Below are 25,575 nucleotides of genomic sequence, written 5' to 3' on the forward strand. Positions count from 1 at the left end.
TCATTCGAATCGGTGGCGTTTCACACGCGCCTCGATGCGCTCGCGAAGCCGCCACCGGCCGGCGTCGGCGAGCATCCGGCCGGCCCAGCGAAAGACGTTGAACTCACGCACCGTCATGCGCAGGCTGGCCATGCGTTCGCGCTGCTCCGCCAGCGGCATGGTCGCGGCGCGGTGCAGGGCATCGGCCGTCTCTTCCACATGGTAGGGGTTCACGATCAGGGCTTCGGGCAGTTCGCGCGCCGCCCCTGCGAAGCGGCTGAGGATCAGCACGCCCCTTTCATCGTCGCGTGTCGCGACGAACTCCTTGCAGACCAGGTTCATGCCATCGTGCAGGCTGGTCACGACGCAGATGTCGGCCGCACGGAACAACTCGTTCACCGCGTCGTGCTCGTGGTGCTGCGCGAGCAAGTGCACCGGCTGGTAGTTCGGCCCACCGAAACGTTCGTTGATGCGCAGCGTCAGCCGCTCGATCCGTTCCTGGAACGAGCGGTATTCGTCGAGCGACGTGCGCGTTGGCGCTGCGACCTGCACGAAGACAAAACGGCCCACCCACTCAGGCCGTTTTTCCAGCAGGCGCTCGACGGCGTGCAGCCGCTCGAGGATGCCCTTGGTGTAGTCGAACCGGTCCACGCCGACGGCCAGGCAGGTGTCGGCCCGCAAGTCGAGTCGCTCGAAGACCGCGCTGCGGCATTCCTCGACCGACGGCCAGGCGGAGCGCAGGTCGTCGGCGGGCCACTCGATCGAGATCGGGTAACTCTCGACCAGCGTCTCCTTGTCACGGAACCGGATCGTCGAGTGTTCGTGTTCGATGCGCGCTTCGAGAAAGCGGTCGACGGTCTCGATGAAGTTCTTGCAGTGGAAGTTGGTGTGAAACCCGAGGATCGTGCTGCCCAGCATGCCTTCGAGGATCTCGCGCCGCCACGGGCAGATGCCGAAGGACTCGGGGTTCGGCCAGGGGATGTGCCAGAAGGTCAGGATCGTTGCGCGCGGCAGCTTTGCCCGGATCATCGCGGGAAGCAGCGCGAAGTGGTAGTCCTGCACCAGCACCACCGGATCGTCGCTGCGCGCCTCGGCCACCACCGCATCGGCGAAGCGCTGGTTCACGGCCCGGTAGGCCTCCCAGTCCGACTCCCGGAACACCGGCCGCACGTGAGCCACATGGCACAAGGGCCACATGCCTTCGTTGGCGAAGCCGTAGTAGTAGCCCTTCTCTTCCTGTTCGGTGAGCCAGACCCGGCGCAGAACGTAGTCGTCGCGCCCCGGCGGCACGCCAACGCGGTCGTGGCGATCTACCGCCTGCCGATCGGCGCTGCCGCTGCCGTGGGCGATCCAGGTGCCGGAGCAGGCGCGCATCACCGGCTCCACGGCCGTGACCAGCCCGCTCGCCGGTCGTTTGACCACGACGCCGGAGCCAGAATTTTCATGGATGTAAGGCTCGCGGTTCGAGACCACGATCACCTGGTCGCCGCGCAGCTGGGTGTGCAGCAAGGCGCGCAGCCGGTCCGGGGTCCATTCGGCCTGCGGCCCCTGCGCTCTTCGGTACTCGTCTTCGAGATCGCGCATGCGGGCCCGCAGGTCGGCGGCGAACGGCATCAGTTCGGGTGTCGACAACAACGGCCGCACGAGGCCTTCACCACGAAGGATGCCGCGCACGCCCGCAACCCAGCCGCGCCAGCTGAGCTGTGCCACCACCACCGTGATCAGCGCGATCGTCAGGCCAAGCGCGGCGATGAAAACGACCAGGTAGCGGCGTGTGTCGAGGCTGCGGCGTTCGATGAAGCTCAGGTCGTGGAGCACCACCAGCCTGGCGATCGGTCCTGACTCGGCCACCACGTCGTGCATGCCCACGTGCACTGCGCCGCTCTGCAGGTTGAGCCGTGGTTCCGGGCGCTCGGCTTCTGTCGCCGCATTGGCGCAGGTCAAGGTCTTCGGGTAGCTCGCGGTCTGGCGCAGCAGCTTGCCATCGAGCGAGCACAGACCGATGGCGACGAGACGTTCGTCCTGCACGGCGCGGTCGAAGACCGATTGGAGGCGTGCACCCCTGGCTTCGGCCAACGACTCGCTGATGGAGTCGGAAAGCGCGTTCGTGACCAGCACACCGCGGGTGTTGAGGTCGCGCGCAAACCAGCGCAGCGTCAGCTGGTCCATCAGCGGCAAGGCCAGGTAGGCCGCCACGACAAGTGTCACCCCCAGAGGTATCAGGAAGCGGAGCTGAAGGTTGAGGATTCTCAAGGGCGCGGGAATGGGGGCATTGACAGTGCGGCGAGTGTATCAATGTATATTCGGACAAATGTACATACCCCTTCGTCCACTGAACACGCCGGTGATTTGCGCCGGCAGACCAAGGCATGCCACCTTCCCGGAATGATCCTGCGCGCGGCGCCCCGGCCTCGCTCGATCTGGCCCTGATCGGCAACTGCGCCATCGGCGCCCTGGTGAATCGCGAGGCGGCGATCGTGTGGTGTTGCATGCCACGCTTCGACAGCGATCCGGTGTTCCATGCACTGCTGGACTCGGGCGAAGGTTTGCCCCAGGCGGGCAGCCTGGCGGTCGAGCTCGAAGGCATGGTTCGAACCGAGCAGGCCTATCTGCCCGGCACAGCGGTCCTGCGAACCTGCCTCTACGACGCGGCCGGCCAGGGCATCGAAATCATCGACTTCGCGCCGCGTTTCCTGAACCGTGACCGCGTGTTCCGGCCGGCGCAACTGGTGCGACGCGTGCGGCCGCTGGTCGGCCACCCCCGGGTGCGATTTGTCGTGCGCCCGCGCGGCGAATGGGGCAGCGCCGAGCCGGCCATGACACGCGGCAGCAACCATCTTCGCTACACCTTGCCGACCGGTACGTTCCGGCTCACGACGAATGCACCGCCGACCTACGTGGCTGATGCGACCTGGTTTTCGCTCTACGCGCCGGTGAGCCTGCTGTTCGGTCCGGACGAGACGCTCACGGCCGGCGTGGAAGAGACGGCGCGCGACTTCGAGGAGCAGACCACCTTGTACTGGCAGCACTGGACGCGCCGCCTCGCGCTCCCGCTCGAATGGCAAGACGCGGTGATCCGCGCGGCGATCACGCTCAAGCTGTGCCAGTACGAGGAGACCGGTGCGATCGTCGCGGCCATGACCACCAGCATCCCGGAAGCGCCGGGCAGTGCGCGCAACTGGGACTACCGCTTTTGCTGGCTGCGCGATGCCTTCTTCGTCGTGCGTGCGCTGAACAGCCTGTCCGAGGTCGGCACGATGGAAGACTACTTGCGCTGGCTGCACGACGTGCTGAGAAGTTCGGGTGCCGGCCATGTGCAGCCGCTCTATGGCATCGGCCTCGAAAGAAGCCTGCCCGAGTCGATCGTGCCCGGCCTGGCGGGCTACCGAGGCATGGGCCCGGTGCGCGTGGGCAACCAGGCACACGAGCACTTTCAGCACGACGTGTACGGCAACATCGTGCTCGGCGCGGCGCAGGCCTTTCACGACCACCGCCTCTTCCGTCGTGGCGATGCGGCGGATTTTGCCGCGCTTGAACTGGCCGGCGAACAGGCCTGGTTGCTGCACGACCAGCCCGATGCCGGCATGTGGGAGCTGCGCACGCGCGCCCGGGTGCACACGTCTTCGGTGCTGATGAGCTGGGCCGCCTGCGACCGCCTGGCGAAGATCGCGCGCACGCGCAATGACCCGCAACGCGTGGCGTTCTGGAACGAGCGGGCCGAGACCATCCGCGCCAAGATCCTCGCGCAGGCCTGGAGCGAGAAGCGCCAGTCCTACGCCGAGAGCTTCGGCGGCCACGATCTCGACGCCAGCGTGCTGCTGATGGCCGAAGTCGGTTTCCTGCCGCCGCAAGACGCGCGTTTCAGAAGCACGGTGCTGGCGCTGGAGGCCGCGCTCTGCGACGGGCCCTACATGCGCCGCTACGAAGCCGAAGACGACTTCGGACGGCCCGAGACGGCATTCAATGTCTGCTCGTTCTGGCGTGTGGATGCGCTCGCACGCATCGGCGAAAGGGACCGTGCGCGCGAATGCTTCGAGGCCTTGCTCGCGCGTCGCAACCATGTGGGGCTGCTGTCGGAAGACCTGAGCCCGACCACCGGCGAACTGTGGGGCAATTTCCCGCAGACCTATTCGATGGTCGGAATCATCAACGGTGCGGTGCGGCTCTCGGCCCGGTGGGACGAGGCGGTCTGACAACGGAGGCCATTCGATGAGCGACGAACTGCTGCATTCCCTCGCTGGTGCATGGCAGAGCTTCGGCGGGCTGGCCGCGGCGGGCGCTCGCATCGTCGTGATCCTGATCGTCGCCTGGCTTGCGATCCTGATGTCCCAGCGCAGCATCCGGTCGCTGCGGATCCGGATCGCCAACCGGTTCGAAGACCGCGAGGCGGTGAAACGCGCCGAAACGCTGGGGCGCGTCTTCCGCTATGCGGCAGCGGTCGTGATCACGCTGGTGGCGGGCATGCTGGTGCTGTCCGAACTCGGTGTCTCGGTCGCGCCCATCCTGGGAGCAGCCGGGGTCGTGGGGTTGGCCGTCGGCTTCGGCGCGCAGAGCCTGGTCAAGGACTACTTCAACGGACTGTTCCTGCTGCTCGAGAACCAGATCCGTCAGGGCGATGTGGTCAAGCTCGGTGACCACGCGGGGCTCGTGGAAGAGGTGACCTTGCGCTACGTGCAGTTGCGCGACTACGACGGCAACGTTCACTTCGTGCCCAACGGCACGATCTCGACCGTGATCAACATGAGTCGGGGCCACGCCCAGGCAGTGGTCGACATCGGCGTGGGTTACGGCGAAGACCTCGACCGCGCGATGGACGTGATGCGCGACGTGGGTCGCGAGATGCGGAACGACCCCGTTCACGCCGATCGCATTCTCGACGGACTCGAGATCGCCGGTGTCGAGAAGTGGGCCGATTCGGCCGTGATCATTCGCGCACGCTTTCGTGTCGCGCCGCTGGAGCAGTGGACCGTGCGCCGCGACTACCTGCGCAGGTTGAAGCGGGCGTTCGACGCGCAAGGCATCGAGATTCCGTTCCCGCAACTGAAGATCCACATGCCGGCCGCCGCCACGGGGTCACCGACGGCCGGATGAGCCCGGGGATGCTTCGGCGCCGGTTGCAGGCCGTTCCCGGGGAGGCGGCGACGCCCGCGACGCTTCGTGATGACTGGGTGCGGCGGTGTGCCCAGGCCATTCAAGGCTTCGACCCGTGGCTCGACGCCGCGGCAGCGCAGGCCCATGCGTGTGCGCTCTGGGCCAGCCCGATCCGCGGAGTGGCCACGCCCGAGCTTGCCGCCGAGGTTTCGTTTTCGCCCTGGGCTGGCGCCCTGAAGAGCCTTCAGTAGGCGCCATTCGCAGCCGTTTCAGCAAGCGCCGCTGCGGAAGCGGTCAAACTTGCCCCAACACACGTCAAGGGCCGGCACTACACCGGGCCAGTCATCACCCGGAGCCCGGACCATGGAAGTCATCGCCGCCGTCATCTTCGCCATCGCGCTGGTGCACACCTTCTCGACCAAATTCTTCGAGCGCCTGGCGCACTACAAGCCTCGGCACGCGGGCCTGTTCCATCTGCTCGGCGAGGTCGAGGTGGTTTTCGGCTTCTGGGCCGCTGTGCTGATCGTGGTCATGGCAAGCGTCGATGGCGGTGCCAAGGCGATCGACTATGCGGAATCACGCCAGTACACCGAGCCGCTGTTCGTGTTCGTGATCATGGTCGTGGCCGGGTCGCGGCCGGTGCTCGAAGCCATCAAGGCACTGGTGGCTTTGCTCGCGCGTCTGATCCCGCTGCGCACCGTGGTCGCCGAAACCTGGCTTTGCCTGGCCCTCGTGCCGCTGATCGGCTCGTTGATCACCGAACCGGCCGCCATGACGCTGGCGGCGCTGATGCTGGCGCCGCTGGTGTTCCGGCCCGGCATTCCGGAGCGGCTGAAGTACGGCGCCCTGGGTGTGCTGTTCGTGAACATCTCGATCGGCGGCACGTTGACGTCGTTTGCGGCGCCGCCCGTCTTGATGGTGGCGAGCACCTGGAACTGGGACAGCGCTTTCATGGCGGCGAACTTCGGCTGGAAAGCCGCACTGGCGGTGCTGATCAATGCGACCGCGATCACCTTGCTTTTGAACAAGGCATTGCGTGATCCGGCGCCCGGTGACGCGGCAACCAAGGCCTTGCCCGTGCCGCAGATCGTGAGCGTCATCCACCTGGCATTTCTCGCTGCCGTGGTCGCCTTCGCTCACCACCCGGTCATCTTCCTGGGCGTGTTCCTGATGTTTCTCGGCTTCGCGCAGGCTTACGAGCGTTACCAGACGCCGCTGATCCTGAAAGAGGCGCTCCTCGTCGGCTTTTTCCTGGCGGGGCTCGTCGTGCTGGGTGGCCTGCAGCAATGGTGGCTGCAGCCGATCGTTTCGAGCCTCGAACCCACGGCGCTGTTCTTCGGCGCGCTCGGGCTGACAGCGATCACCGACAACGCCGCGCTGACCTACCTCGGCTCGCTGATCGAAGGCATTTCCGACCCGGCCAAATACATGCTGGTGGCGGGTGCAGTGGCCGGCGGTGGCCTGACGGTCATTGCCAACGCGCCCAACCCTGCCGGGGTGGCCCTGCTCAAGCAGGGTTTCGAAGACGAATCGATCGGGGCCGGCGGGCTGTTGCTCGGCGCGCTGCTGCCCACGGCAGTGGCCGCGGCCTTGTTCATTCTCTAGTGCGCGCGGGTCTTCGGAATGTGTCCGCAAGGGCAGGGCATCCGTCGGAAGTCAGTGCATCTGCTCCGCCGACAGGCGCGCTTGTTTCCGCGGCAGCGCGCTCAGCCCGCGTTCGAATACTTCACCGAGCAACCGTAGGCCTGCGTGGTGGCGCGGCTCACGGCCTTGCCGGCCATGGCTTCGCCGAGCGCCTGCGTCACGTAGTTGGTGGCGGTCTTGATGTCGGCCGGGTTCGCGGTCGGCTTGCTGTCGATCGCGCCGGCGTAGACCAGCTTGCCCTGCGGGTCGACGATGTACATGTGCGGCGTGGTGCGCGCGCCGTAGGCCCGACCGACCTTCGAGTCGGTGTCCATCAGCGTGGCGGTGGGGGCGCCGTTCTTCGACTTCACCCAGCCTTGCAGCTCGGCCGGGGGCAGATAGTCGCCGGCGTCTTTGGCGGTGGTGTTGATCGAGAGCCAGACCGCCCCTTTCGCGGTGGCCTCTTTCTGCGTGGCCGGCATGTTGCCGCTGTCGTAGTGCTTCTGCACGAAGGGGCAGCCGGGGTTGGTCCATTCGAGCACGACGTACTTGCCCTTGAAGTCGGCCAGCGTCACGGTCTTGCCGGCCGTGTCGGTGGCGCTGAACGCGGGCGCCGGCTGGCCCACCGTGGCCGCTGCCATGCACAGGCCGCTGCCGAGAAACGCGGCGCCGAACGCCAGGCTCGAGAAAATGCGGTTCATGTTCGTTCTCCTTCGGTCAGACAGGGGGAAGGGCGGGACGCGGCGCGCCTGAAGGCAGGCTGGCGAGAGCCCGTCGCAGGACGCCAGCAGCGAGTATCTCCGGCAGCAGGGTGGGCGTGTCGGCGCCAGGGCCATACAGCGCGTACACCGGCACGCCGCTGCGCCCGAGGCGCGCCAGCTCCAGCGTGATGGCCGGGTCGCGTCTTGTCCAGTCGGCGCGCAGCAGCAGCACGTTGCGCGCGCCGAAGTCGGCCAGCACCCCGGCGTCGGCCAGCGCGCTGCGCTTGTTGTACTGGCAGGTCACGCACCACGCGGCCGTGAAGTCGACGAAGACCGGCCGGCCCTGCGCGCGGGCGCGGGCCACGACATCGGCCGACCAAGGTTGCCAGGCAGAGGCCGTGATCGGTGCAGCACCCGACGCGGCAGAGGCGGTTGGCGCGGTTTCGCGCAGCGCCGGCCAGGCCCAGGCGAGGGTGGCCAGCCACAGCACGGCGGTCAGCACCGCCCCGACGCCGCGCGCACGGCCGCCGATGCCCGCCATGCCGACGACCCAGCCCACCAGCGCGGTCGCGAGCAACACCGCGAGCACGCCGACGGCGCCGTCGATGCCGACCTGCTGCCCGAGAACCCACACCAGCCACAACACGGTGGCGAACATCGGGAAGGCCATGGCCACCTTGAAGCGCTGCATCCACGCGCCCGGCCGGGGCAGGTGTTGCGCGACACCGGGCAGCAGCGCGATCGCCAGATAAGGCAGGGCCATGCCGAGCCCGAGCGCGGCGAACACCATCAGCGCCTGCGCTGCTGGCATGGCCAACGCGCTGCCGAGCGCGACGCCCATGAACGGGCCGGTGCAGGGCGACGCCACCGCCACCGCGAGTGCGCCGGTCAAGGCGTGGTCGGCCAGCGGGTGCCGTGTACGCACGGCGGCCAGGTTGCCGGGCAGACCGCCGCGCAATTCGAACAGGCCGGCCAGGTTCAAACCGATCAGCGTGAACAGCAGCGCGAGCGCCGCCACGAACGGTGGCGACTGCAGTTGAAAACCCCAGCCGAGCTGTTCACCGCCGGCCCGCAAGACCAGCAGCAAGCCGGCCAATGCGACGAACGACACGAGCACGCCGGCCGTGTAGGCCAGACCCGCACCCACGCGGTCGCGGCGACGCTGGCCGGGCTGCGCGAAGCTCAACAGCTTGAGCGACAGCACCGGAAACACACACGGCATCAGGTTCAGCAGCAGACCGCCAAGCAAGGCCAGGCCCAGCGTGGCCAGCAGCGGTGTCGGGTCTTCGGCGGGCAGCGGTGCCGGGCTTCCCTGGCCCGTGGCGGCGACGGGCGCCTCACCTGGCCACGGGCCTTGAACATCCATGCCGACTTGAATGCCGGCACCCGGCCCGGCGACCAGCACCGCCTGCATCTGCGACGGGCTTTCGCTGCGCTGCGCCGACAAGGGCACCCGCGCCGTCCAGCGGCTGCCGCTCCAGGCCTGTTCGATCGGCGCAGCCGGTTCGATCACGCCACCGGTTTCCGGAAAGAACTGCAGCGTCTTGCCCTGCACGCCGGCGGCCAGGCCGTTCACCTCGATCACGAGTGCCTGGCCTTCGACGCGGCCGGTCGCCACCGCATCGCCCGCCGGCCGTGGCACCCGGGCCTGCGCTGCGGCGAACGCCGCCTCCTGGCTCGTGGTGGCCGCAGCGCTCGGCAAGGTGAGGCTGAATTCGCCCGATTCCGGTATGCACACTTCACGGCACACCAGCCAGTCGGCGCGCAGCGTCACGTTCAGCGTCGGCGAAGAGAAGCCATCCGGCAACGTGACGGGCACCGGCAACAGCACGGTGTCTTCGTAGCCGTAGTTCATCAACGGGCCGACCTTGAGCTGCTTCGGCGTCGGCCACGCGATCTCGCCGGCCTGCACGCCGCTCGGCAGCTGCCAGCTCATCGTGGTGGGCAGACCGGAGTCGCCGGCGTTCTTCCAGTAGGTGTGCCAATGCGGCGCGTGCTGCAGCGAGAGGCCGAGCCACAGCGGCTTGCCGGGGCCGACACCCTGCGGCGCGTGGGCGAGCAACTCGGCCCGCATGTGCGGCGTGCTCACGACCGCGGTCTGCGCTGCCGCCAGCAACGGCAGGCAGGCCAGCAGTGCGGCGCAACCGGAGCGCAGGCCCGGCACGTTCACTGCGAGGCCGGCACGTCGAGCACGCCGCGCTCGATCTGGTCTCGCTCCAGCGACTCGAACAGCGCCTTGAAGTTGCCCTCGCCGAAGCCGTCGTCGCCCTTGCGCTGGATGAACTCGAAGAACACCGGCCCGAGCATCGTGCCCGAGAAGATCTGCAGCAGCAGGCGCTGGCTGCCGTTCGCCGTGCTGCCGTCGAGCAGGATCCCGCGTGCCTGCAGCTCAGCCGGGTTCTCGCCATGCCCGGGGAGCCGTTCTTCGAGCATGCGGTAGTAGGTGGCCGGTGGCGCCTTCATCAGCGGCACCCCCGCCGCGCGCAGGCTGTCCACGCTCTTGAGCAGGTCGTCGCTGAAGAGCGCGATGTGCTGGATGCCTTCGCCGTTGAAGGCCATCAGGTATTCCTCGATCTGCCCCGCGCCCCGCGATGACTCTTCGTTCAGCGGGATCCGGATCTTGCCGTCGGGCGCCGTCATCGCTTTCGAGGTGAGACCGGTGTACTCGCCCTTGATGTCGAAGTAGCGGATCTCGCGGAAGTTGAACAGGCGTTCGTAGAAGCTGGCCCAGTAGGCCATGCGCCCGCGGTAGACGTTGTGCGTCAGGTGGTCGATCAGCGTCAGGCCGTGGCCCACCGGGCGGCGATCGGCGCCTTCGATGAACTCGAAGTCGATGTCGTAGATCGACTTGCCTTCTTCGAAGCGGTCGATCAGGTAGAGCGGCGCGCCGCCGATGCCCTTGATGGCGGGCAGGCGCAGCTCCATCGGGCCGGTGTTCATCTCGACCGGCTGGGCGCCGCGCGACAGGGCCAGTTCGTAGGCCTTGTGCGAGTCACGCACCCGGAAGGCCAGGCCGCAGGCCGAGGGGCCGTGTTCGGCAGCAAAGTAGCCGGCGGGGCTGCGCGGTTCGCGGTTGACGATGAAGTTGATCTCGCCCTGGCGGTACAGCGCCACGTCTTTGGAGCGGTGGTTGGCCACGAGGCTGAAGCCGAGTTGCTCGAACACGGGCTCGAGCGTGCCCGCCACGGGGGCGGCGAACTCGACGAACTCGAAGCCCATCAAGCCCATCGGGTTGTCGAAGAGGTCGGCCATGCGGGGCTCCTGAAAGATGGTGAAACCGAAGTTTGAGGGATGTAGCTCGAACAGGCCCGCGCTCAGATGTGCAGCCAGGCCAGCACGCCGAGCACGAGGCCGACCACGCTCACGCCGAGCACGCCTTTTTCGAGGCCCTTGCTCTTGGTCAGCAGCGCGATCGCGGCCATCGCGATGGCGATCTGCAACGCGGTGGTGGCCTGGGCCCAGCGGTGGTGCTGGTGCATCTTCTCGCTGCTCTGCTTGTCGAAAGCGACCGACTCGGCTTCGAGTTTCTCGGCGGCCGCCTTGATCTCGGCCTTCTCGGTCTTGTAGCGCTTGATCTCGTCGAGGTAGAAGGTCTTGCGTGCCTCGGGGGCGAGCTCGACGGCCAGTTCCGACAGGTTCTGCTTGCTGCTCTTGGCCTGGTAGTAGTTCCACTGGTTCGACGCTTCGGTCTTGCGGATGGCCGCGTCGTTCTTCAGCAGGCCGGCGTCGGCCTGGGTGGCGCCACCCATGTACGAGAACATCGCGCCCACCGTGGCCAGCACCGCGGTCACGACCGCCAGCTGCCCGGCCGTGCCACCGGGTTCGTGCTGGGCTGCGTGTTCGAGTTCGTGGTCGTGCGGGCCGTGCACGTGAAAGCCGCCGGATGACATGGGGGTCTCCTCAGATCTTGTTGTAGTGGATGTAGCTGTAGCGCAGGCCTTCGGGCGTGCTGTGGTCTTCGCGCGAAGCCTGCCGGAAGCCGGCGCGGTTCCATTCGGGGAAAAAGGCGTCGCCCTCGAAGTCGGCATCGATCTCGGTCAGCGCGAGTTCATCGGCCAGCGGCAGGGCCAGCGCGTAGATCTGCGCACCGCCGATCACGAAAGCCTTGGGCTCACTGGCCACGCGGGCGAGCGCATCGTTCAATGAAGCCGCCACTTCGGCGCCGTCAGCTTGCCACCCGGCGTTGCGCGTGATCACGATGTTGCGGCGCTGCGGCAGCGGCCGGCCGATCGAGTCCCAGGTTTTGCGCCCCATGATCACCGGGTGGCCGAGCGTGAGTTTCTTGAAGCGTGGCAGGTCGCCGGGCAGGTGCACGAGCAGCTGGTTGTTCTTGCCGATGGCGCCATTGCGGGCGACGGCGGCGATCAGGCTGAGGGCAGGGCGGTTCATGGCCACGATTGTGGCAGCGCCGCCCGACGCTGTTCAGCCCGGCGAAGCGGCCTCGCGGCCGCGCGCGAAATGCTGCTGCATCAGCTGCAGCACCCGCGGGCCGTTGCGGGCCTTCAGCGCCGCCATGATCTGGCGGTGTTCTTTCAGCGAGGCTTCGAGCCGGCCCTGCTTGAAGAGCGAGTGGTGGCGGTTCAGCTTCATCACCTTGCGCAGGTCGGCCACGAGCTGCATGCGCCAGCGGCTGTCGGCGATCTCGAGCAGCCGCAGGTGGAAACGTTCGTTCGCAGCGAAGAAGCGGTCGCGGTCGGCCACGCTCGCTTCGAGCTTCTGGTGCAAAGCTTCGAGCTCGGCGAGCTGCGATTCGGTGGCGAGGGAGGCCACCACGACCGCCGCGTCGCTTTCGAGCAGCGCGAGCAGGTGGTAGACCTCGGCCAAGTCACGCTCAGACACCTCGGTGACATACGCGCCGCGCCGCAGCTTCATCGTGACCAGGCCTTCCGAGGCCAGCACTTTCAGCGCTTCGCGCAGCGGCGTGCGGCTGATGCCGAATTCGGCCGTGAGCAGCTGCTCGTCGATCCAGCTGCCGGGTGCCAGGCTGTGCGACATGATCCGCGAGCGCAACTGTTCGGCCACCTGTTCGTACAGCGCACCCTGCGGCAGGCGCACGGCAGCGGCCGTGCCACGCGGTGCGGCCGGTGCTGCGGTCTGTGCTCTGGGTGCGGCCATCGGTTGGGTTGGCAGTTTTCGGGTGTCGATGCAAGCTCGGCGAAAGCCACTGGCCTGACAATCCACCTGAAGATATAATTCAATTTTGCATTATAGCTGAGGCCGCTGCTCTCGTCCAGCCCTGCGCACTCGAACCAATTGACGCGGTGCCGCTCCTGCGCGCATCCTCACAGGCCCGAAAGGGGCACCATGGCAAACGACTCTCTGCTCAATTCCGAATCGCTGGCCGCCTGGCAAAAGGCGGCGGCCAAATCGGCACCCGGCGCCGATGTGAACGCGCTGAACTGGGTCACGCCCGAAGGCATCGCGGTCAAGCCGCTCTACACGGCGGCTGACCTGCAGGGGCTGCACTACACCGACACCTTGCCCGGCTTCGCGCCCTTCGTGCGCGGCCCGCAGGCCACGATGTACGCGGTGCGGCCGTGGACGATCCGCCAGTACGCCGGCTTCTCCACCGCCGAAGCCTCGAACGACTTCTACCGCAAGGCGCTGGCTGCCGGCGCGCAGGGCGTGAGCGTGGCGTTCGATCTGGCCACGCACCGCGGCTACGACAGCGACCACCCGCGCGTGACCGGCGACGTGGGCAAGGCCGGCGTGGCGATCGACAGCGTCGAAGACATGAAGATCCTGTTCGGCGGCATCCCGCTCGACAAGGTGAGCGTGAGCATGACCATGAACGGCGCGGTGCTGCCGGTGCTCGCGGGCTACGTGGTGGCGGCCGAAGAGCAGGGCGTGTCGCAGGACAAACTCTCGGGGACGATCCAGAACGACATCCTCAAGGAGTTCATGGTTCGCAACACCTACATCTTCCCGCCCGAGCCGAGCATGCGCGCCATCGGCGACATCATCGAGTACACGGCGAAGAACATGCCGAAGTTCAACTCGATCTCGATCTCGGGTTACCACATGCAGGAGGCCGGCGCGAACCAGGCGCTCGAACTCGCGTTCACGCTGGCCGACGGGCGCGAGTACGTGAAGGCGGCGCTCGCCAAAGGGCTGGATGTCGACGACTTCGCCGGCCGCCTGAGCTTCTTCTGGGCCATCGGCATGAACTTCTACCTCGAAGTGGCCAAGATGCGCGCGGCGCGGCTGCTGTGGTGGAAGATCATGAAGGAGTTCGCCCCGAAGAACCCGAAGAGCCTGATGCTGCGCACGCATTGCCAGACCTCGGGCTGGAGCCTGACCGAGCAAGACCCGTACAACAACGTCGTGCGCACCACCATCGAGGCGATGGCGGCGGTGTTCGGCGGCACGCAGAGCCTGCACACCAACGCGCTCGACGAAGCGATCGCGCTGCCCACCGAGTTCAGCGCGCGCATCGCGCGCAACACGCAGCTCATCATCCAGGAAGAGACCCACATCACGAACGTGGTCGACCCCTGGGCCGGCAGCTACATGATGGAGAAGCTCACGCAGGACATGGCCGACAAGGCCTGGGCCATCATCGAAGAAGTCGACGCGATGGGCGGCATGGTGAAGGCCGTCGACAGCGGCTGGGCCAAGCTGAAGATCGAAGCCAGCGCAGCCGAGAAGCAGGCGCGCATCGATTCGGGCAAGGACGTGATCGTCGGCGTCAACAAGTACAAGCTTGCCAGCGAAGCGGCGATCGAGACGCTCGACATCGACAACGTGATGGTGCGCGACAACCAGATCGCGCGGCTGAAGAAGCTCCGCGCCGAGCGCGACGCGGTGAAGACGCAGGCCGCGCTCGACGCGCTGACGGCCTGCGCCGAAAGCGGCGAAGGCAACCTGCTCGACCTGAGCATCAAGGCGGTGCGTTTGCGCGCCACCGTGGGCGAGGTCTCCGACGCGCTCGAGAAGGTCTGGGGGCGCCACCGCGCCGATACACAAAAGGTGACCGGTGTGTACGCAGCAGCCTATGACAGCGCCGAGGGTTGGGACAAGCTCAAGGTCGAGATCAACGAGTTTGCCGAAGCGCAGGGCCGCCGCCCGCGCGTGATGATCGCCAAGCTGGGCCAAGACGGCCACGACCGTGGCGCCAAAGTGGTGGCCACCGCGTTCGCCGACCTGGGCTTCGACGTCGACATGGGGCCGCTGTTTCAAACGGCCGAAGAATGTGCACGCCAGGCGATCGAGAACGACGTGCATGCGGTCGGCGTGAGCACGCTCGCCGCCGGGCACAAGACGCTGGTGCCGGCGATCATCGAATCGCTGAAGGCGCAAGGCGCCGACGACATCATCGTCTTCGTCGGCGGCGTGATCCCGCGCCAGGACTACGACATGCTGTATGCCGCCGGCGTGAAGGGCATCTACGGGCCGGGCACACCCATCCCGGCGAGCGCAAAAGACGTGCTCGAACAGATCAAGGCCAGCGTCGCCAAGGCCTGATTTCGCCGTGACCTCGACCCCCGTCGATCAGGTTCTGGCAGACGGCGTGCGGCGCGGCGAGCGGCGCGCGCTGGCCAAGGCCATCACGCTGCTCGAGTCGACCCGCGCCGACCACCGCGCGCGCGCCGACGCCTTGCTCAACGCCTTGCTGCCGCACACCGGCCGGGCGATGCGCCTGGGCATCTCGGGTGTGCCCGGCGTGGGCAAGTCGACCTTCATCGAAGTGCTCGGCCAGGCGCTGATTGAGGCCGGCCACCGCGTCGCGGTGCTCGCCATCGACCCGTCGTCGAGTTTGTCGGGCGGCTCAATCCTGGGTGACAAGACCCGCATGGAAATGCTGTCGATCAACGAGGCGGCCTACATCAGGCCGAGCCCGGCCTCGGGCACGCTCGGCGGCGTGGCCGAAAAAACGCGTGAGGCGATGCTGGTGTGCGAAGCGGCGGGTTACAGCGTGGTGATCGTCGAAACCGTCGGCGTCGGCCAGAGCGAAACGGCTGTGGCCAGCATGACCGACATGTTCGTGCTGCTGCAGTTGCCGAACGCCGGCGACGACCTGCAGGCGATCAAGAAGGGCGTGATGGAACTGGCCGACCTGGTCGTCATCAACAAGGCCGACATCGACCCCGACGCGGCAGCGCGCGCCGAGGCGCACATCCGCAGTTCGCTGCGCCTCTTCGGCGGCCATGGCGACGACACGCACTGGTCGCCGCGTGTCATGCGGCTGAGCGCGCTGAAGGCGCAAGGCATCGACGCCTTCTGGCAGCAGGTCGAAGAGTTCCACCACAAACGGCGCGCCACCGGCGAGTTCGACACACGCCGCCAGCAGCAGGCGCTGGCCTGGATGTGGGACATCGTTCATGCCCGCCTGAATGCCGACTTTCGCCAGCACGCCGCCGTGCGCGACGCGCTGCCACGCACCATGCAAGACGTGACCGAAGCGCGCGTGGCGCCGTCGTCGGCCGCGCGCGCTTTGCTGAACCTTTTCGAAAATCCAACGAGGTAGACCGACCATGCACGACATCATCCAGCAGCTCGAAGCCAAGCGCGCCAAGGCGCGCCTGGGCGGCGGCGAGAAGCGCATCGCCGCGCAGCACGGCAAGGGCAAGCTCACAGCGCGCGAGCGCATCGAGCTGCTGCTCGACGCCGACACGTTCGAAGAGTGGGACATGTTCGTCGAGCACCGCAACCACGACTTCGGCATGCAGGACAACCGGCCGCCGGGCGACGGCGTGGTCACCGGCTACGGCATGATCAACGGCCGCCTGGTGTTCGTGTTCAGCCAGGACTTCACCGTCTTCGGCGGCGCGCTCTCCGAGGCGCACGCCGAGAAGATCTGCAAGGTGATGGACCAGGCGATGAAGGTCGGCGCGCCGGTGATCGGCTTGAACGATTCCGGCGGCGCCCGCATCCAGGAAGGCGTGGCTTCGCTCGGCGGTTATGCCGAGGTGTTCCAGCGCAACGTGATGGCCAGCGGCGTGGTGCCGCAGATCAGCATGATCATGGGCCCGTGCGCCGGCGGTGCGGTGTACTCGCCGGCGATGACCGACTTCATCTTCATGGTGCGCGACAGCTCCTACATGTTCGTCACCGGCCCCGAGGTGGTGAAGACGGTGACGCACGAGGAAGTGACGGCCGAAGACCTCGGTGGCGCTTCGGCGCACACCACCAAGAGCGGCGTCGCCGACCTGGCCTTCGACAACGACGTGGATGCGCTCGCGATGCTGCGCCGCTTCTTCAACTACCTGCCGCTGAACAACCGCGAGAAAGCCCCCGTGCGGCCGAGCAGCGACCCGGCCGAGCGAACCGACCTGTCGCTCGACACGCTGGTGCCCGACAACCCGAACAAGCCGTACGACATGAAGGAGCTGATCGCGAAGACCGTCGACGACGGCGACTTCTTCGAGCTGCAGCCCGACTACGCGAAAAACATCATCATCGGCTTCGCCCGCATGGACGGTCAGGCGGTCGGCATCGTCGCGAACCAGCCGCTGGTGCTGGCGGGTTGCCTCGACATCAAAAGCAGCATCAAGGCGGCGCGTTTCGTGCGCTTCTGCGATGCCTTCAACATCCCCGTGCTGACATTCGTCGACGTGCCTGGCTTCATGCCCGGCACGAGCCAGGAGTACGGCGGCATCATCAAGCACGGCGCGAAGCTGCTCTATGCGTACGCCGAGTGCACCGTGCCCAAGATCACCGTGATCACGCGCAAGGCCTACGGCGGCGCCTACGACGTGATGAGCTCCAAGCACCTGCGCGGCGACGTGAACTTTGCCTGGCCGAACGCCGAGATCGCGGTGATGGGCGCGAAAGGCGCTGTCGAGATCATCTTCCGCGAAGAGAAGGGCGACCCGGCCAAGCTGGCGGCGCGCGAGGCCGAATACAAGGCCAAGTTCGCGAACCCGTTCGTGGCGAGTGCACGCGGCTACATCGACGATGTGATCCAGCCGCACGAGACACGCAAACGCATCTGCCGCTCGCTGGTGATGCTGCGCGACAAGAAGATGGACAACCCGTGGCGCAAGCACGGCAACATCCCGTTATGAGGCCCCCCTGTCGCTTCGCTCTTGCCCCCAAGGGGCGCCCAACGGCGGCCCGGCAAAGCCGGCTCCGCGTTGGTAGCTTGATGGCGGGCCGCGCTTCGCGCGCCCGGTTGCGTTGGTTGAAAGGTTGAAGATGTTCACAAAGATCCTGATCGCGAATCGAGGCGAGATTGCCTGCCGTGTCATCAAGACGGCGAAGAAGATGGGCATCAAGACGGTGGCTGTCTATTCCGACGCCGACCGCGATGCGCTGCACGTGGAACTGGCCGACGAGGCCGTCTGCATCGGCGCGCCGCCCAGCCGCGAGTCTTACCTCGTGATGGACAAGATCATCGCTGCGTGCAAGCAGACCGGCGCGCAGGCCGTGCACCCGGGCTACGGATTCCTGAGCGAGAACGAGGCGTTCGCCAAGCGTGTGGAAGAAGAAGGCATCGTCTTCATCGGCCCCAAGCACGCGTCGATCGCGGCGATGGGCGACAAGATCGCGTCGAAGAAGCTCGCCGGCGCGGCCAAGGTCAACACCATCCCCGGCTACAACGCGGCGATCGACACGCCCGAGCAGGCGGTCGAGATCGCCAAGGGCATCGGCTACCCGGTGATGATCAAGGCCTCGGCCGGCGGCGGCGGCAAGGGCTTGCGCGTCGCGTACAACGACAAGGAAGCGTTCGATGGCTTCGGCTCGTGCCGCAACGAGGCCCGCAACAGCTTCGGCGACGACCGCGTCTTCATCGAGAAGTTCGTCGAGGAGCCGCGCCACATCGAGATCCAGGTGCTGGGCGACGCGCACGGCAATTGCGTCTACCTGCACGAGCGCGAATGCTCGATCCAGCGCCGCCACCAGAAGGTGATCGAGGAGGCGCCATCGCCCTTCATCAGCGAGGCGACGCGCGCCGCGATGGGCGCGCAGGCCGTGGCGCTGGCCAAGGCGGTGAACTACCAGTCGGCCGGCACGGTCGAGTTCGTCGTCGGCAAGGACCAGAGCTTCTACTTCCTCGAGATGAACACGCGGCTGCAGGTCGAGCACCCGGTCACCGAGTGCATCACCGGGCTCGACCTGGTCGAGCAGATGATCCTTGTCGCGGCCGGCGAGAAGCTCGCGTTCACGCAGAGCCAGATCCCGCGCAACGGCTGGGCGATGGAGTGCCGCATCAATGCGGAAGACCCGCTGCGTGGCTTCCTGCCGAGCACCGGTCGGCTGATCGCCTTCGAGCCGCCGGCGACCACGATGGAGGCCTCGAAGCCGGTGCCCGCGGAAGGCGGCGTGCGCGTCGACACGGGCGTGTACGAAGGCGGCGAGATCCCGATGTTTTACGACTCGATGATCTGCAAGCTGATCGTGCACGGCAGCGACCGGCTGGACGCGATCCGAAAGATGCGCGAGGCACTCAACGCGTTCGTGATCCGCGGCATCTCGAGCAACATCCCGTTCCAGGCGGCGTTGCTGGCGCACCCGAAGTTCGTTGCGGGCGACTTCAACACCGGCTTCATCGCCGAGCAGTACCCGAAGGGCTTCACGCTCGCTTCGGTGAAACACGAGGAGCCGAACTTCCTGCTTGCGCTCGCGGTGGCGCTGAACCGCCGCGTGCTGGCGCGCTCGGCCGGCATCAGCGGCCAGTTGCGCGGGCATGAGCTGCAGATCGGCAGCGAGTTCGTCGTCGTGCAGACCGACGCCGCCGGCGCACGCGAGCACACGCCGGCCACGGTGGCGCTGCACGGCGAGGCACTCGACGTGGTGATCGGCGGCAAGACGTATGCGATCCGTTTCGAGGGCGACTTGCGCGACGTGGCCGTGAACGGCACCGTCAACGGCAAGGCCTTCAGCGCGCAGATCGAACGGCTGATGCTGGCCTACCGCGTCACGCACCACGGTTCCACCGTCGAGGTGCGCGTGCTCTCGCCGCGCGCCGCCGAACTGAACGCGCTGATGCCCTTCAAGGCGCCGCCCGATCTGTCGAAGTTCCTGCTCTCGCCGATGCCGGGCTTGCTGGTCGATGTGGCGGTGCAGCCGGGCCAGGCCATCCGCGCCGGCGAGAAGCTCGCGGTGATCGAGGCCATGAAGATGGAGAACATCCTCGTTGCCTTGCGCGACGGTGTGGTCGCCAGGGTCATGGCGAGCAAGGGCGAGAGCCTGGCGGTCGATCAGGTCATCATGGAATTCGAACGCTCGGAGGCCGCATGAGCGCTTTGGAAAGTGCGCGCCCGTTCAAGGTGCTGGGCATCCAGCAGGTGGCGATCGGCGGCCCGAGCAAGGAGCGCTTGCGCACGTTGTGGGTCGAGAAGTTCGGGCTCGAGGTCACTGGTAACTTTCGCAGCGAGCGCGAGAACGTCGATGAAGACATCTGCGCCATGGGCAAGGGCGCGTTCAAGGTCGAGGTCGACCTGATGGAACCGATCGATCCCAATGGCAAACCGGCGGTGCACACCACGCCGCTGAACCACATCGGCCTGTGGATCGACGACCTGCCGAAAGCGGTCGAGTGGTTGTCGGCCAACGGCGTGCGCTTCGCCCCGGGCGGCATCCGCAAGGGCGCGGCCGGCTTCGACATCTGCTTCGTGCACCCCAAGAGCAACGACGAGTTCCCGGTCGGTGGCGAAGGGGTGTTGATCGAACTCGTGCAGGCGCCGGCCGAGGTGATCGCCGCGCTGAGCTGAACTACGACCTGAGCACGGGCTCGCTGCGCAGGCGCTCGACCGCGAAGTCGATGAACGCGCGCAGCTTGGCCGGCGCCATGCGCCCGGCCACGTGCACGAGATGCACTGGAATGGGCTCGGGCTCGAACTCCTCGAGCACGATCTGCAAGCGCCCGGCGCGCACGTCGGCGTCCACCTGGTAGCGCATCGCTCGCGCGAGGCCGCGGCCCTGCACGGCGGCGTCGATCGCCACTTCGTTGGCATTGGTGGCCAGGCGCATCCGGGGCTGCGTGCCACTGCTCACGCCGCGGAACGACCAGGTCGGCGGCGCCAGGCCGGTCTGCGCGAAGCCGAAGGCTTCGTGGCGTTCCAGTTCGCTGGGGTGGGCCGGCACGCCGTGCTCGGCCAGATAGGCGGGCGACGCGACCACGACGACACGGATCGCACCGACGCGCACCGCCGTCATGCCCGAGTCGGGCAGGCGTGCGATGCGCACCGCGACGTCGAAGCCCTCGTCCATCAGGTTGACGACCCGGTCGACGAACATGCCACGCACCGTGACCTGGGGGTGCAGCGCCAGGAAGTCGAGCGCGATCGGGGCGACGTGCAAGCGCCCGAACATCGAAGAAGCGGTGATCGCGAGTGCGCCTTTCGGTGCTGCGTGCGCGCCGCCGGCCGAGGCTTCGGCTTCGTCGAGATCGGCCAGGATGCGCCGGCAATCGCCGAGAAAGCGCTCGCCGATCTCGGTGAGCCGCACGCTGCGTGTGCTGCGCTGCAGGAGTTGCGCACCCAGCCGCTGCTCGAGCGCGCTGATCGCACGCGTGACCGCGGGCGCCGAGAGGCCGAGCTTGCGCGCTGCCGGCGCCAGGCCTTGCGCCTCTGCGACGGCGACAAAAACCTTGAGCGAGTCCAGATGGTCCATCTTGTCATTCCACGGGTTGCAAGACTCAAGTGTCGGTGGCGGTGATTCCGCTGCGCACTGGCGGCGGATACGCTGGCGGCCTTGTCAACGAAGCCCGCTGCACCATGCCCACGCCCACGCCCACCCATTCTCCGTCGCGCCCGATCCGTCTCCACTGGAACCCGGTGTCGGGCCACGCCCACCGCGTCGAACTGTTCCTGTCGCTGCTCGGCCTGCCGTTCGAGCGCGTGCCGGTCGACTTCATGAAGGCCGAGCACAAGAGCCCGGCCTTCCTTGCGCTGAACCTGTTCGGGCAACTGCCGGTGATCGAGGACGGTGATCTCGTGCTTGCCGACAGCAACGCGATCCTGACCTACCTCGCCCTGACTTACGACGCCAGCGGCACCTGGCTGCCGCGTGACGCGGTCGGCGCAGCGCACGTGCAGCGCTGGCTCAGCATCGCCGCCGGGCCGCTGGCTTACGGGCCGGCGGCCGCGCGGGTATGCGTGCTGTTCGGCCGGCCGGTGGACCAGGCGCAGCGCGAAGCCGCCGCGCGGCTTTTTGTCGTGATGGAAAAGCACCTTTCGACACAGGACCATCTGGCCGCCGCGCACCCGACTATTGCCGACGTGGCGCTCTACAGCTACACCGCGCACGCGCCCGAAGGCGGTGTCAGCCTCGCGCCTTACCCGCGCCTGCGGGCCTGGCTCGCGCGCATCGAAGCCTTGCCGGGTTTTGTGGATCTGGTGCGCAGCCCGGTGCCGGAAGCGACAGCCTGAGGGCGCTGCGATGACCACCACACCGTTTCATGCGGGCGAGCTCGCGCTGCAACGCGCCGCGGGCGTGTTCGAGCGTATGCAGGAGATCGGCCCGCGTGTGATCCGCGACCACATGCCGGAGCAGCACCGCGAGTTCTTCGAGCAACTGCCGACGCTGCTGGTCGGCAGCGTCGACGCACGCGGGCGGCCCTGGGCTTCGATGCTCGCGGCGCTGCCGGGCTTCATTCACACGCCCGATGCGCAGCACCTGCGGGTGGACGGGCTGCCGTCTGCGGCCGATCCGCTGCGCGGGCAGCTGCACGTGGGGGCAGCGCTCGGGCTTCTCGGCATCGAGCCGCAGACCCGCCGGCGCAACCGCATGAACGGGACGGTCGTGCGGGTCGACGAAGGGGGTTTCGAGCTGCAGGTCGACCAGAGTTTCGGCAATTGCCCGCAGTACATCCAGGCCCGTGCGCCGCAATGGGCCGGCCTGCCCGACGAGCTGCCGGCAATGCGGCTCGAAGGCTCGCTGCTGTCCGCCGAGGCTTCGGCGCTGATCGTGCGGGCCGACACCTTGTTCATCGCTACCGCCGCGCCAGGCCAGGGCGCCGACGTGTCGCACCGCGGCGGCAAGCCCGGCTTCGTTCGGGTCGATGAGGTCGACGGCGCGACGCAGCTGACGCTGCCCGACTTTCGCGGCAACTTCTTTTTCAACACGCTCGGCAACATCGTCGCCAACCCGCTTGCCGGGTTGCTGTTCGTCGACCACGAGTCGGGCGGCGTGCTGCAGCTCACTGGCATGGCCGAGGTCATCACGAGCGGCGCCGAGCTCGAAGGCTTTGCCGGCGCCTTGCGCCTGCTGCGTTTTCGGGTCGACGAAGGAATGTGGCGGCCGCAGGCGCTGCCGCTGCGTTGGTCGGCGCCCGAGCCCGCGCCGCAACTGGCCGCCACCGGGGACTGGGGCTGACCACAGGCGCTACAGTGGGGCGTCCACCCACTGTGCGCCCGACCATGACCGTTCGAGAGATCCTGAAGATGGGCGACCCGCGCCTGCTGCGCGTGGCGCAACCGGTGCGGGCGTTCGACACGCCAGAGTTGCATACCTTGGTCGATGACCTGTTCGAGACCATGCATGCCGTCAACGGCGCCGGCCTGGCCGCGCCGCAGATCGGCGTCGATCTGGCGCTGGTGATCTTCGGCTTCAAGCAGAACACCCGTTACCCCGACGCACCGCCGGTGCCCGAAACGGTGCTCATCAACCCCGTGATCACGCCGCTGGGCGACGCCGAAGAAGAGGGCTGGGAGGGTTGCCTCTCGGTGCCCGGGCTGCGCGGCGTGGTGCCACGCTTCGCGCGCATCCGCTACAGCGGCTTCGACCCGCAAGGGCGCCCGATCGAGCGCGAAGCCGAGGGATTTCACGCCCGCGTGGTGCAACACGAATGCGATCATCTGGTCGGCAAGCTCTACCCGATGCGCATCCGCGACTTCAGCCGCTTCGGCTTCACGAGCGTGCTCTTCCCCGGGCTCGATGCCGGCGATGACGACTGAGCCGCACGTTGCTGTTGTGTAAACGGGCGTTTCTCCTACGCCGCCCGAGTCGGCCGGATGATCGGCAGGGGCGTTGAAGCAGGGCAGCATGTTGCCGCAAGGTGGCGTTGCGAGAAGCAGAGCGCACGCCGCGCCTCACAGGAGTACAGCACCATGACCTTCAAACCGCCACGATTCTTCGGCCCGTTCTTCGCCGTCCTGGGGTCGATGCTGATCGCCGTGGCCGGCCTCGCGGCGACGTTCAGCGCCAGCGCCCAGAGCGGCCCTGAGGCCGACCCGCCCGGCCGTGTGGCCCGCTTGTCCGACCTCAACGGCCAGGTCTGGTTCTACAGCCCCGACAGCGCCGAATGGATCGCCGCTGATCGCAACCGGCCGCTGACCAGCGGTGACCGCTTGGCCACCGACCCCGGCGCGCGCGCCGAACTGCAGGTGGGCTCGACGATCCTGCGCCTCGACGCTGCTTCCGAGCTCGAGGTGGTGCAACTCGACGACGACACCATCTCGCTGCAACTGCACGGCGGCAGCATGACGGCCCGTGTTCGCAACTTCAACGACGCCGGCGAGGTCGACGTGCTGACCGAAGAAGGCCGCTTCGTGCTGCAACGCGCTGGCCGTTATCGCATCGACCGCGACCGGCCCGCGAGCCACCTCACGGTCTACACCGGTGAGGCCGTGTACGAAGGGCCGAACAGCGCGCTCACCGTCACCGCCGGCCAGCGCGCCGAGTTCTGGCTCGATTCCGGCAACGCCGCCCAGTACAGCCTCAGCTCGCCCGTCAACGACGACTTTGCCGGCTGGAACGGCGAGCGTGACCGCGCCGCCGACCGCGTGGTGGCCCCGCGTTATGTCTCGGCCGAGATGACCGGCGTCGAAGAGCTCGACCGCTACGGCAACTGGGACCAGAACACCGAGTACGGCGCGCTCTGGTACCCGCGCGGCGTGGCGGTCGGCTGGGCGCCTTACAGCACCGGCCACTGGGCCTACGTGCGCCCCTGGGGCTGGACCTGGGTCGACGACGCGCCCTGGGGCTTTGCGCCTTTCCACTATGGCCGCTGGGTCTACCACCGCGATCGCTGGGGCTGGGCGCCGGGCGCGCGCGTGGTGCGACCGGTCTATGCGCCGGCACTCGTGGCGTGGGTGGGCGGCCCGAACGTGAGCGTGTCGGTCAACATCGGCGGCGGGCCGGCGGTCGGCTGGTTCCCGCTCGCGCCGCGCGAGGTCTATGTGCCTTCGTACCGCTACAGCCAGCGCTACGTGCAGAACATCAACATCACGCACGTGACCAACATCACCACGATCAACGCCGTGGTGAACAACCCGCGTGCGCCGCGTGACTTCGGCAACCGGCGCTTCCCGAATGCGCTGACGGTGGTTCCGGGCAGCGTGCTCACCGCCCGACAGCCGGTCGCGCCCGCCGCCGCGCAGATGCGCAACACACCGTGGGTGCGTGACCTGAGTCGTGAACCGCGGCGCGGCGAGGCCCTGGTCGTGGCACCGATCGCGGCGCCGGTCGCGCCCGGGCGTGCCCAGGCCAACGACCGCCGCCCGGTCGCACCGCCGCCCGGCGTGGCCGGCAACCCGCGCCCCGCGCGTGACAGCTTCCCGCCGCGTGGTGCCGATGCTGGCCGTGGCCCGGGCCAAGCCCAAGACGGTGGCCGTGGTGGCGACCGCAGCGACCGCCGGCCGCCTGGCCAGCGCGACGAAGGCCGCCCCGAGGGCCCGCCGAACCGTGCTGCGGCACCGTCGCCCGTGTCGCCCGCCGCGCCGAGCGTGGGCACGCCTGCCACGCCGCCGGCCAACGCCGGTGCTCGCCCGGGTGCACCGGGCCCTGATCGCCGGCCAGGCCCGTCGGGTGCCGGTGACGACCGGCGCGGCCCGGGGCGCGAGCCGATTCCTGCGCCCGCTGCTGCCCCGGCACCGGCACCTGCTGCCGTGGCTCCGGCCCGGCCCGTTGCCCCGCCACCACCGGTGGCGCCCGTGAATCGGCCCGCGCCGCAGCGCGATGCCGGTGATCGGCCAGCCAATCAGGCGCCCGGCACCGACGCGCCGGGGCGTCGACCAGGCGGTCAAGCAGTGCAGCCGCAGCCGCAACCGCAGCCACAGGCACAACCACCGGCACCACGGCCGCCACAGCGCCCCGAGCCGGCGCCCGTTCAGCCCAGGGCGGTCGAGGCGCCTGCCCGGCCTGCGGCCGAAGTGCAGCGACCTGCGGTGCCCGACGCGCGCCGCCCCGAGCCGCCGCAGCGCGCGCGTGCCGAAGCGGTGCGCGACGATCGCCGTGACGAGCGGCGCAACGACGCGCGTGACCGCGGCGACAAGAAAGACTGATCCAGGCCGCT

20 protein-coding genes are annotated in these 25,575 nt (G+C 67.9%); 12 read left to right on the plus strand and 8 right to left on the minus strand.

Annotation, left to right across the window (positions count from 1 at the left end):
• Window positions 1–2,187, minus strand: coding sequence for an alpha,alpha-trehalose-phosphate synthase (UDP-forming) (locus AC30PD_RS12260; protein ID WP_489535938.1), 2,187 nt, complete (start codon window positions 2,185–2,187; stop codon window positions 1–3).
• A 161-nt stretch (window positions 2,188–2,348) separates the two neighbouring features.
• Between AC30PD_RS12260 and AC30PD_RS12265 the strand changes: the two genes are divergently transcribed.
• The 3 genes from AC30PD_RS12265 (at window position 2,349) to AC30PD_RS12275 (ending at window position 6,675) form a co-directional block, all read left to right on the plus strand.
• Window positions 2,349–4,172, plus strand: a complete 1,824-nt coding sequence (locus tag AC30PD_RS12265) for a glycoside hydrolase family 15 protein (protein ID WP_489535939.1) — start codon at window positions 2,349–2,351, stop codon at window positions 4,170–4,172.
• Window positions 4,173–4,188: 16 nt separating this feature from the next.
• Entirely contained in the window at window positions 4,189–5,070 is an 882-nt protein-coding gene (locus tag AC30PD_RS12270) for a mechanosensitive ion channel family protein (RefSeq protein ID WP_489535940.1), read from the plus strand.
• Window positions 5,071–5,433: 363 nt separating this feature from the next.
• Entirely contained in the window at window positions 5,434–6,675 is a 1,242-nt protein-coding gene (locus tag AC30PD_RS12275) for a putative Na+/H+ antiporter (protein ID WP_489535941.1), read from the plus strand.
• 101 nt (window positions 6,676–6,776) lie between these two features.
• Here AC30PD_RS12275 and AC30PD_RS12280 read toward each other — a convergent pair whose 3' ends face one another.
• The 6 genes from AC30PD_RS12280 to AC30PD_RS12305 all read right to left on the minus strand — a co-directional run bounded on the left by AC30PD_RS12280 (window position 6,777) and on the right by AC30PD_RS12305 (window position 12,509).
• Entirely contained in the window at window positions 6,777–7,394 is a 618-nt protein-coding gene (locus AC30PD_RS12280) for a thioredoxin family protein (RefSeq protein ID WP_489535942.1), read from the minus strand.
• A gap of 16 nt (window positions 7,395–7,410) precedes the next feature.
• A complete protein-coding gene (locus AC30PD_RS12285) occupies window positions 7,411–9,468 on the minus strand; it encodes a protein-disulfide reductase DsbD family protein (RefSeq protein ID WP_489536331.1) in 2,058 nt (685 codons plus the stop codon).
• A 92-nt stretch (window positions 9,469–9,560) separates the two neighbouring features.
• The gene (hppD, locus tag AC30PD_RS12290; protein WP_489535943.1) at window positions 9,561–10,646 is read right to left on the minus strand and encodes a 4-hydroxyphenylpyruvate dioxygenase; all 1,086 of its coding nucleotides are present in this window, start codon (window positions 10,644–10,646) and stop codon (window positions 9,561–9,563) included.
• Between the two features lie 62 nt (window positions 10,647–10,708).
• Entirely contained in the window at window positions 10,709–11,284 is a 576-nt protein-coding gene (locus AC30PD_RS12295) for a DUF4337 family protein (RefSeq protein ID WP_489535944.1), read from the minus strand.
• A 10-nt stretch (window positions 11,285–11,294) separates the two neighbouring features.
• Window positions 11,295–11,783 (minus strand): dihydrofolate reductase, encoded by a 489-nt coding sequence (locus AC30PD_RS12300; RefSeq protein WP_489535945.1) that lies wholly within the window; start codon window positions 11,781–11,783, stop codon window positions 11,295–11,297.
• A gap of 33 nt (window positions 11,784–11,816) precedes the next feature.
• The gene (locus tag AC30PD_RS12305; protein ID WP_489535946.1) at window positions 11,817–12,509 is read right to left on the minus strand and encodes a GntR family transcriptional regulator; all 693 of its coding nucleotides are present in this window, start codon (window positions 12,507–12,509) and stop codon (window positions 11,817–11,819) included.
• Between the two features lie 189 nt (window positions 12,510–12,698).
• On the opposite strand from AC30PD_RS12305, the gene scpA reads away from it, so the two are divergent.
• The 5 genes from scpA to AC30PD_RS12330 all read left to right on the plus strand — a co-directional run bounded on the left by scpA (window position 12,699) and on the right by AC30PD_RS12330 (window position 20,050).
• A complete protein-coding gene (gene scpA / locus AC30PD_RS12310) occupies window positions 12,699–14,858 on the plus strand; it encodes a methylmalonyl-CoA mutase (RefSeq protein ID WP_489535947.1) in 2,160 nt (719 codons plus the stop codon).
• 7 nt (window positions 14,859–14,865) lie between these two features.
• Window positions 14,866–15,861, plus strand: a complete 996-nt coding sequence (gene meaB / locus AC30PD_RS12315) for a methylmalonyl Co-A mutase-associated GTPase MeaB (protein ID WP_489535948.1) — start codon at window positions 14,866–14,868, stop codon at window positions 15,859–15,861.
• A 7-nt stretch (window positions 15,862–15,868) separates the two neighbouring features.
• The gene (locus tag AC30PD_RS12320) at window positions 15,869–17,401 is read left to right on the plus strand and encodes an acyl-CoA carboxylase subunit beta (RefSeq protein WP_489535949.1); all 1,533 of its coding nucleotides are present in this window, start codon (window positions 15,869–15,871) and stop codon (window positions 17,399–17,401) included.
• A 130-nt stretch (window positions 17,402–17,531) separates the two neighbouring features.
• Complete coding sequence (locus AC30PD_RS12325; RefSeq protein WP_489535950.1) at window positions 17,532–19,577, plus strand: acetyl-CoA carboxylase biotin carboxylase subunit; 2,046 nt, start codon at window positions 17,532–17,534, stop codon at window positions 19,575–19,577.
• Complete coding sequence (locus AC30PD_RS12330; RefSeq protein WP_489535951.1) at window positions 19,574–20,050, plus strand: VOC family protein; 477 nt, start codon at window positions 19,574–19,576, stop codon at window positions 20,048–20,050. Before AC30PD_RS12325 ends, AC30PD_RS12330 begins: the two co-directional genes overlap by 4 nt.
• 1 nt (window position 20,051) lies before the next feature.
• Here AC30PD_RS12330 and AC30PD_RS12335 read toward each other — a convergent pair whose 3' ends face one another.
• Window positions 20,052–20,951 (minus strand): LysR family transcriptional regulator, encoded by a 900-nt coding sequence (locus tag AC30PD_RS12335; RefSeq protein ID WP_489535952.1) that lies wholly within the window; start codon window positions 20,949–20,951, stop codon window positions 20,052–20,054.
• Window positions 20,952–21,055: 104 nt separating this feature from the next.
• On the opposite strand from AC30PD_RS12335, the gene AC30PD_RS12340 reads away from it, so the two are divergent.
• The 4 genes from AC30PD_RS12340 (at window position 21,056) to AC30PD_RS12355 (ending at window position 25,564) form a co-directional block, all read left to right on the plus strand.
• Entirely contained in the window at window positions 21,056–21,709 is a 654-nt protein-coding gene (locus AC30PD_RS12340) for a glutathione S-transferase family protein (protein WP_489535953.1), read from the plus strand.
• 10 nt (window positions 21,710–21,719) lie between these two features.
• Window positions 21,720–22,655, plus strand: a complete 936-nt coding sequence (locus AC30PD_RS12345) for a pyridoxamine 5'-phosphate oxidase family protein (RefSeq protein ID WP_489535954.1) — start codon at window positions 21,720–21,722, stop codon at window positions 22,653–22,655.
• A gap of 44 nt (window positions 22,656–22,699) precedes the next feature.
• Complete coding sequence (gene def, locus AC30PD_RS12350; protein WP_489535955.1) at window positions 22,700–23,236, plus strand: peptide deformylase; 537 nt, start codon at window positions 22,700–22,702, stop codon at window positions 23,234–23,236.
• Between the two features lie 153 nt (window positions 23,237–23,389).
• Window positions 23,390–25,564, plus strand: coding sequence for a DUF6600 domain-containing protein (locus AC30PD_RS12355; protein ID WP_489535956.1), 2,175 nt, complete (start codon window positions 23,390–23,392; stop codon window positions 25,562–25,564).
• Window positions 25,565–25,575: the final 11 nt, after the last annotated feature.

Origin of the sequence: Rhizobacter sp. (assembly GCF_032229685.1) — a bacterium.
Classification (GTDB): domain Bacteria; phylum Pseudomonadota; class Gammaproteobacteria; order Burkholderiales; family Burkholderiaceae_C; genus LMDS01.

Bases quoted from the DNA above. Each gene is read 5' to 3' on its own strand.
- AC30PD_RS12330 (WP_489535951.1), top strand. From the start codon at position 19,574: ATGAGCGCTTTGGAAAGTGCGCGCCCGTTCAAGGTGCTGGGCATCCAG.
- AC30PD_RS12320 (WP_489535949.1), top strand. From the start codon at position 15,869: ATGCACGACATCATCCAGCAGCTCGAAGCCAAGCGCGCCAAGGCGCGC.
- AC30PD_RS12300 (WP_489535945.1), bottom strand. From the start codon at position 11,783: ATGAACCGCCCTGCCCTCAGCCTGATCGCCGCCGTCGCCCGCAATGGC.
- AC30PD_RS12345 (WP_489535954.1), top strand. From the start codon at position 21,720: ATGACCACCACACCGTTTCATGCGGGCGAGCTCGCGCTGCAACGCGCC.
- AC30PD_RS12355 (WP_489535956.1), top strand. From the start codon at position 23,390: ATGACCTTCAAACCGCCACGATTCTTCGGCCCGTTCTTCGCCGTCCTG.
- AC30PD_RS12295 (WP_489535944.1), bottom strand. From the start codon at position 11,284: ATGTCATCCGGCGGCTTTCACGTGCACGGCCCGCACGACCACGAACTC.
- AC30PD_RS12335 (WP_489535952.1), bottom strand. From the start codon at position 20,951: ATGGACCATCTGGACTCGCTCAAGGTTTTTGTCGCCGTCGCAGAGGCG.
- scpA (WP_489535947.1), top strand. From the start codon at position 12,699: ATGGCAAACGACTCTCTGCTCAATTCCGAATCGCTGGCCGCCTGGCAA.
- hppD (WP_489535943.1), bottom strand. From the start codon at position 10,646: ATGGCCGACCTCTTCGACAACCCGATGGGCTTGATGGGCTTCGAGTTC.
- AC30PD_RS12275 (WP_489535941.1), top strand. From the start codon at position 5,434: ATGGAAGTCATCGCCGCCGTCATCTTCGCCATCGCGCTGGTGCACACC.
- AC30PD_RS12325 (WP_489535950.1), top strand. From the start codon at position 17,532: ATGTTCACAAAGATCCTGATCGCGAATCGAGGCGAGATTGCCTGCCGT.
- AC30PD_RS12305 (WP_489535946.1), bottom strand. From the start codon at position 12,509: ATGGCCGCACCCAGAGCACAGACCGCAGCACCGGCCGCACCGCGTGGC.
- AC30PD_RS12285 (WP_489536331.1), bottom strand. From the start codon at position 9,468: ATGCGGGCCGAGTTGCTCGCCCACGCGCCGCAGGGTGTCGGCCCCGGC.
- def (WP_489535955.1), top strand. From the start codon at position 22,700: ATGACCGTTCGAGAGATCCTGAAGATGGGCGACCCGCGCCTGCTGCGC.
- AC30PD_RS12340 (WP_489535953.1), top strand. From the start codon at position 21,056: ATGCCCACGCCCACGCCCACCCATTCTCCGTCGCGCCCGATCCGTCTC.
- AC30PD_RS12265 (WP_489535939.1), top strand. From the start codon at position 2,349: ATGCCACCTTCCCGGAATGATCCTGCGCGCGGCGCCCCGGCCTCGCTC.
- AC30PD_RS12280 (WP_489535942.1), bottom strand. From the start codon at position 7,394: ATGAACCGCATTTTCTCGAGCCTGGCGTTCGGCGCCGCGTTTCTCGGC.
- AC30PD_RS12270 (WP_489535940.1), top strand. From the start codon at position 4,189: ATGAGCGACGAACTGCTGCATTCCCTCGCTGGTGCATGGCAGAGCTTC.